Raw genomic sequence first — 5,145 nt, forward strand, 5'->3', positions numbered from 1 at the left:
TACAACTGTTAAACTATTGTTCAAGGTTTAGCAATTTTTTAGGCCTTCAGGTCCCTAACCGAGTTTTTACGATTAAATTCCTCTTTTTGCTGGGTGGTTTAGGAAGGAATACTCTTATTAATAAATCGCTTAACACCAGTACAGTTAACGGAGTCTCAAGCAAGATCCGATGTTGTGGGGGTTATTTAAGTGGTGTCTTAATTTTAGTGGGATTAATTTGGCAACAATTTCAACCGCGATCGCCTGATGCTGTTACTTTGATCGGAGAGGAAGGCATCGAGTTAAACCCTAACTTATCTGATTCTATCAAAACTGAATTAGCTTGGGCTTCTGTGATGCTCTTAAAAAATACTGTAACTCAATCTTTGGTTGTCTATTATCAGGATCAAGTGTTGTTGCGTCGAGGTATTTTAGGGGAAAGTTCTCAGGTTACTCCTGGAAAAATCTTAAAAAGAGTGTTAGAAAAGCAAAAAGCTGTTTATCTGGTGAATTTAACTTTGTATCCTGGCAAAATTGAATTTGATTATTTGCCACCCAACACACAAGGGGTTATTTGTCAACCCTTAGGGAGTAATGGGGCGATAATTTTAGGAGCGAATGTTCCTCGTAGTTATACCAAACAAGATGAAAATTGGATCGAAGGAATTGCCGATAAATTAACTTTAACATTGGAAAGCGAATTAAACCCAACTAAATTACAATAGTTAGTTATTTTTCAATTTACAATAGATAAATGGACATCAACTATTATCGGAATTATAAGTAATTTCTTCAAGAGCATTATTAATAATATCTTCTTCCACACCATGACGTTTAAGACTTTCGATCAATTCCAAAAACGGACTATTTTCTAGTTTCTCTAAATCTTCTCGTAACCCTTGTCCAATATAAGTTCTCATTAAAGGTTGATAACCAGAAAAACCTAATATGGGTGCTATTCTCTCTAAGTCTTCAACCACATCTTCAGGAATACGAAGGGTAATTGTTTTCATGGGGCGATCTTTTTTTAATCTTTGTTTTAAGGTTTCAATTTTCATAATAATTGCGTTCTTTACGGGTAGCTTTACGGGCGGAAATAATCCTAATCATGTCATCTTCCTGTTGAAGATGAACCACAAATAAAAGATAATTTTGTTTATCCATGGCGATAATGGCATCTCTTGCTTCATAATTACGACTAGCATCTACAACAACTAAAAAGGGATCAAAAAAGGCTTCTATTGCTCTTTCAAAGGTAACACCTTTATGCTTAATTTTATTTTGCCTTGCTTTCTCCTCATTCCAGATAAAAGTAATACCATTAAGAATAAATTTGCGCTCCATACTTTATTATATCAAATCCATTAACATAGGTTGATTTTTTGAAATTACTCAGAGATAATTCCCAAAAAAATACCGCCCATTATTATTAATAGGCGGTTGTTGAGAAATCATACTGAAATTTGATAATTGACTTCTACATAGAAGATCCTAAACCAGCATAAGCGCCGTAGAAGAAAAGGCCGAGAACGGAAATAGCTCCCATTCCAGCGATTAAACCTACAAGCCAAAGGGGAATTCTACCATCTGCAAACATGATTTTACCTCCTAGATGTTACCTGACAAAAATGAATTAATTAAAGAAATAGCTGGAAAAGAGAATGCCGAGGACTGCGATTAAAAGTAATCCTAAATAAAGGGATGTACGGTTTAACTCGACTGGTTGACGGTTAGTGTTTTCATTTCTATCCATGAATAAACTCCTAGCGTTGAATAAATTGCATAGCGGCGATCGCACCGACAAAGAAGACAGAAGGAACGGCTAAAGTATGAACCGCTAACCATCTGACGGTAAAAATGGGATATGAAATTGGTTGATTGGGGGTAGCATTTACCATTGTTTTAAACCTGTTCTAAACTAAACTACTTAGTGACATACCCACAAACTCGGCTATACTTCGTTTGGGGTTTCCTCTTTCATTGGCCGAAGTTGACCCAAGACAAGTCTTGTTTTGGTCTGACTCAGCCTCCCCAGGTTTTACTCACTTTCGTGGCAAGCTCCTGGCGTACAGCTTTAACTGTACCGAGGCAGACTCCCTGTGTCCCAAGGAGTATAAAATTTTCTTAGACAAATCACCTTTTGGACTTACGTTATTACTGCCGAATTTTTGATTACTTATTAAATTCTGTGATCTGGTCTTTTGCTTCAAAACGATCTCCAACAATGGGTAGTTCTTGACGTTCTTGAGTAAAATACTGGTCAGGACGAGGTGTCCCGAAAGCATCATAAGCTAACCCAGTGCTAACAAACAACCAACCGGCGATGAATAACATGGGGATGGTGATGCTATGAATAACCCAGTAACGAATACTGGTAACAATATCTGAAAACGGACGTTCTCCGGTAACACCTGACATTTTAAGTTTCTCCTCTGATCTGAAAATTTATTACGAATGGTAAACTCTAGTCTACTACGATTCCGAAGCAGTTTGACACACTTCTTGAAATAAGAAGATTTTAAGCTGTTTCTGATCCGGGTTCATATTTGAGTAAGACACCATCTTGTCCCAAAATAAAACCTTTTTCGGCATTAACAAAAACGATTTTATAAAGGTTAGAAGGCACGCTTTCAATAGTCCGATCTTTCTCCCAGGTTTCTCCATTATCAAAGCTTACCAACAAGTTACCGCTACCGCCAGCCACCCAAAGTTCTTCGGGGGTACGATAGGCTAAGTGCAGTAAACCCCAACTGGTGGAAGGTTCTGGATAAACCACTTCTTGCCAGTCTTCTAAGTCTTCTGGGGGAGAAAATTGAAGTTGTCCACCTCTGGCTAGTAACCAAAGACCTCCTTCTCCACTGTAACCCATCGCTTGCAATCTCCGGGATGAGTTGCGGTTATGGGGAGTCCATTCCCCTTGTCCAGGTTCCCAGGTGGAATAGAAGTTACCCCGCGCAGAAACTGCGACGTAACGACCATCGGGCGATCGCTCAATATTACGGGCAACACCCACAGCACCTTCAACTAGGGCGTTCCAAGTTTTCCCTCCGTTGTCGGTTCTGTAAATAGCTCCTAAGTTGGTGACCATTTCGGCGGTTTCGGGGGCAAGTGCCACCACACCATCTGGTGCGCCAGGAAGTTTCTCACTCAAAGGAATGCGAGACCAGTTTTCCCCACCGTCTTCTGTATGTAACAGGATAGCAGGTTTTCCGGTGATCCAGCCTTCTTCGCCGTTGAAACTAACTCCGGTGAAACTAGCTTTGTCGTCGCCGATTTCTAATTTACGTTCTTCCCAGGAGTCTCCTCCATCGGTGGTTTCAAACAAAGCTGCTTTGGTTCCCACTAACCAACCGTGATCGGGATCATCGGTGAAGGCAATGTCAGCGAATGTTACATCTGTTTCCAAGGAAAGGGCTTTCCAGGGGTTATCTAGGGTGGATGGAACCCGACTGCAACTAATACACAATAAGGAAATGGCTATTAATATTACAAATTGTTTCAGTTTTCTCATAAATACAAGGTCAATGGACGGCTAAAAATTTGATTTTGTCATTTGTTGGTTGGTTGAGCTTGTTTAAAGCATTACCAAGGTCACAGAGTTAACCTAACCCGTATAAACTGAGGAAAAACACGAAACCTACGGCCAATCCTCCAAAAATCAGGAGATTTTTTTGATTTGGGGTCAGAGTGTTGACACCAAAGCCATAGTTTAGGTTTTCTTGGAACCCGGAGGGAGCGTTGGTTGCGCCAATACTGACGAACTGATTGGGTTTGGCTGCGCAGACGGGGCATTTCCAGCCACTGGGGAGTTCGGAAAAAAGTGTTCCAGGGGGAACGTTTGCTTTGGCATCGCCCTTTTTTGTCTCATAAACGTAGCCACAGAGGCGACATTCGTGGTCGGGTGGTGCGAGTTCGGCTAGGGTCTTTTCTTGGGTTTTTTCAGTCATTGCTATACTCTAAGCAAATCTTAATATCTATGTTACAAATTATCCCATAAACTTAACAATTTGCACAAATCTTGCTATGGCAGATTATCGTAACACTATCCGTCGGGATGAATACGGTAGCATTAAAATTAAATGCCCTCGCCTCAAAAAAGACTTTGCTCCCGAAGAAATTTCCGCTAAAATTCTCCGTAAGTTGGCAGAAGAAGCCGAACGTCACTTAGGAGAGCCTGTTACCGGGGCAGTTATCACCGTTCCGGCCTATTTTAACGACTCCCAATGTTTATCATCTTAATAACAACAGATTGCCAACAAATATTCTATTAAAAAAACATAAGAGATGTTAATGTTTTGTTTGTTAATATTACTTTTGAGCAATGACCAACATTTCGTAATTATCTGGTGATAGGCTATCATTGCGACTAAACGCCCCAAGCTTTGCCCCAAAAATCTCAATTTTTTTAAAACCCAGATTCCGCACTTCAAAAAGTAGCATTAAATACTACAAGCCTGGGGTTAATAATTAAGTATAATTGCTTAAGCTCTTGAAGACAAAAAAGTGGTATAATTGCTTAAGTTGTTTCCTCTGTAAAAAAAGAGCGAAAAATGTCTTATTTAGAAGAAATACAAGTTAAAAATTTAGACCATTTAGGGATAGTAGCTGGTTTAATTGATGAAATAGGAATAGTCAAAATAATTAATAATAAATTAGGAATAGATGTTAGAGAAAAAATCTCAGCAGGTACAGTAGTTAAGTCTATTTTAATCAATGGACTAGGATTTGTTTCAAGACCTCTATATTTATTCAGTCAGTTTTTTCAAGATAAAGCCATTGAGAAATTGTTAGGAGAAAGAATTAAACCTGATTACCTTAATGATGATAAAATTGGGAGAGTAATGGATGAATTATATAAATATGGACTAAATGATATTTTTATTGAAGTAGTTTTAGAAGTAATTAAAAAATTTAAAATAGACCTTAAATACTCCCATTTAGATTCCACATCATTTCATTTAGATGGAGAATATAAAAGGGAAGAAGATAAAGAGAAACAGGAAGAAGAAAAAATTATTAAAGAAAGACCAATTCTTATTAAGAAAGGATATTCTCGGGATCATAGACCAGACTTAAAACAATGTGTCTTGGATTTAATAACAAGCCAAGATGGAGATATTCCATTATTTGTGAGAGTAGGAGATGAAATAATCGGTCCAGCCATCC

Annotated in this window: 11 protein-coding genes and 1 pseudogene; 4 read left to right on the forward strand and 8 right to left on the reverse strand. The window is 38.5% G+C overall.

Features of this window, described 5'->3' with window-relative positions:
• The first annotated feature begins 120 nt into the window (after window positions 1–120).
• Both CWATDRAFT_RS40760 and CWATDRAFT_RS29540 read left to right on the forward strand, forming a co-directional pair.
• Window positions 121–189, forward strand: a complete 69-nt coding sequence (locus CWATDRAFT_RS40760; protein ID WP_232287234.1) for a hypothetical protein — start codon at window positions 121–123, stop codon at window positions 187–189.
• Entirely contained in the window at window positions 165–704 is a 540-nt protein-coding gene (locus CWATDRAFT_RS29540; protein ID WP_232287235.1) for a cofactor assembly of complex C subunit B, read from the forward strand. The genes CWATDRAFT_RS40760 and CWATDRAFT_RS29540 overlap by 25 nt, the downstream gene beginning before the upstream one ends.
• Before the next feature lie 36 nt (window positions 705–740).
• Here CWATDRAFT_RS29540 and CWATDRAFT_RS29545 read toward each other — a convergent pair whose 3' ends face one another.
• From CWATDRAFT_RS29545 to CWATDRAFT_RS29570, 8 genes are all read right to left on the reverse strand, one after another.
• Window positions 741–1,037, reverse strand: a complete 297-nt coding sequence (locus CWATDRAFT_RS29545; protein ID WP_007308405.1) for a hypothetical protein — start codon at window positions 1,035–1,037, stop codon at window positions 741–743.
• A complete protein-coding gene (locus CWATDRAFT_RS29550) occupies window positions 1,027–1,323 on the reverse strand; it encodes a BrnT family toxin (protein ID WP_007308404.1) in 297 nt (98 codons plus the stop codon). The genes CWATDRAFT_RS29545 and CWATDRAFT_RS29550 overlap by 11 nt, the downstream gene beginning before the upstream one ends.
• A 133-nt stretch (window positions 1,324–1,456) precedes the next feature.
• The gene (locus CWATDRAFT_RS29555) at window positions 1,457–1,576 is read right to left on the reverse strand and encodes a photosystem II reaction center protein J (RefSeq protein ID WP_007308403.1); all 120 of its coding nucleotides are present in this window, start codon (window positions 1,574–1,576) and stop codon (window positions 1,457–1,459) included.
• A 36-nt stretch (window positions 1,577–1,612) separates the two neighbouring features.
• On the reverse strand, window positions 1,613–1,732 hold the full coding sequence (locus CWATDRAFT_RS35070) for a photosystem II reaction center protein L (protein ID WP_007308402.1): 120 nt from the start codon (window positions 1,730–1,732) through the stop codon (window positions 1,613–1,615).
• Between the two features lie 10 nt (window positions 1,733–1,742).
• Entirely contained in the window at window positions 1,743–1,877 is a 135-nt protein-coding gene (gene psbF, locus CWATDRAFT_RS35075) for a cytochrome b559 subunit beta (RefSeq protein WP_007308401.1), read from the reverse strand.
• Between the two features lie 274 nt (window positions 1,878–2,151).
• Entirely contained in the window at window positions 2,152–2,397 is a 246-nt protein-coding gene (gene psbE / locus CWATDRAFT_RS29560) for a cytochrome b559 subunit alpha (RefSeq protein WP_007308400.1), read from the reverse strand.
• A gap of 100 nt (window positions 2,398–2,497) precedes the next feature.
• Window positions 2,498–3,490 carry a photosynthesis system II assembly factor Ycf48 gene (locus CWATDRAFT_RS29565; RefSeq protein WP_007308399.1) on the reverse strand — a complete coding sequence of 331 codons (993 nt, stop codon included), beginning with the start codon at window positions 3,488–3,490 and terminating at the stop codon, window positions 2,498–2,500.
• 88 nt (window positions 3,491–3,578) lie between these two features.
• Window positions 3,579–3,926, reverse strand: coding sequence for a rubredoxin (locus tag CWATDRAFT_RS29570; protein ID WP_007308398.1), 348 nt, complete (start codon window positions 3,924–3,926; stop codon window positions 3,579–3,581).
• Window positions 3,927–4,020: 94 nt separating this feature from the next.
• On the opposite strand from CWATDRAFT_RS29570, the pseudogene CWATDRAFT_RS40765 reads away from it, so the two are divergent.
• Together CWATDRAFT_RS40765 and CWATDRAFT_RS29580 are read left to right on the forward strand one after the other, a co-directional pair.
• Window positions 4,021–4,203, forward strand: a pseudogene (locus tag CWATDRAFT_RS40765) (Hsp70 family protein); the annotation flags it as partial.
• Between the two features lie 326 nt (window positions 4,204–4,529).
• Window positions 4,530–5,145, forward strand: a 616-nt coding sequence (locus CWATDRAFT_RS29580) for an IS1634 family transposase (RefSeq protein WP_042712860.1), incomplete at its 3' end; no start/stop codon positions are given.

The sequence above is a fragment of the Crocosphaera watsonii WH 8501 genome (assembly GCF_000167195.1).
Taxonomy (GTDB): domain Bacteria; phylum Cyanobacteriota; class Cyanobacteriia; order Cyanobacteriales; family Microcystaceae; genus Crocosphaera; species Crocosphaera watsonii.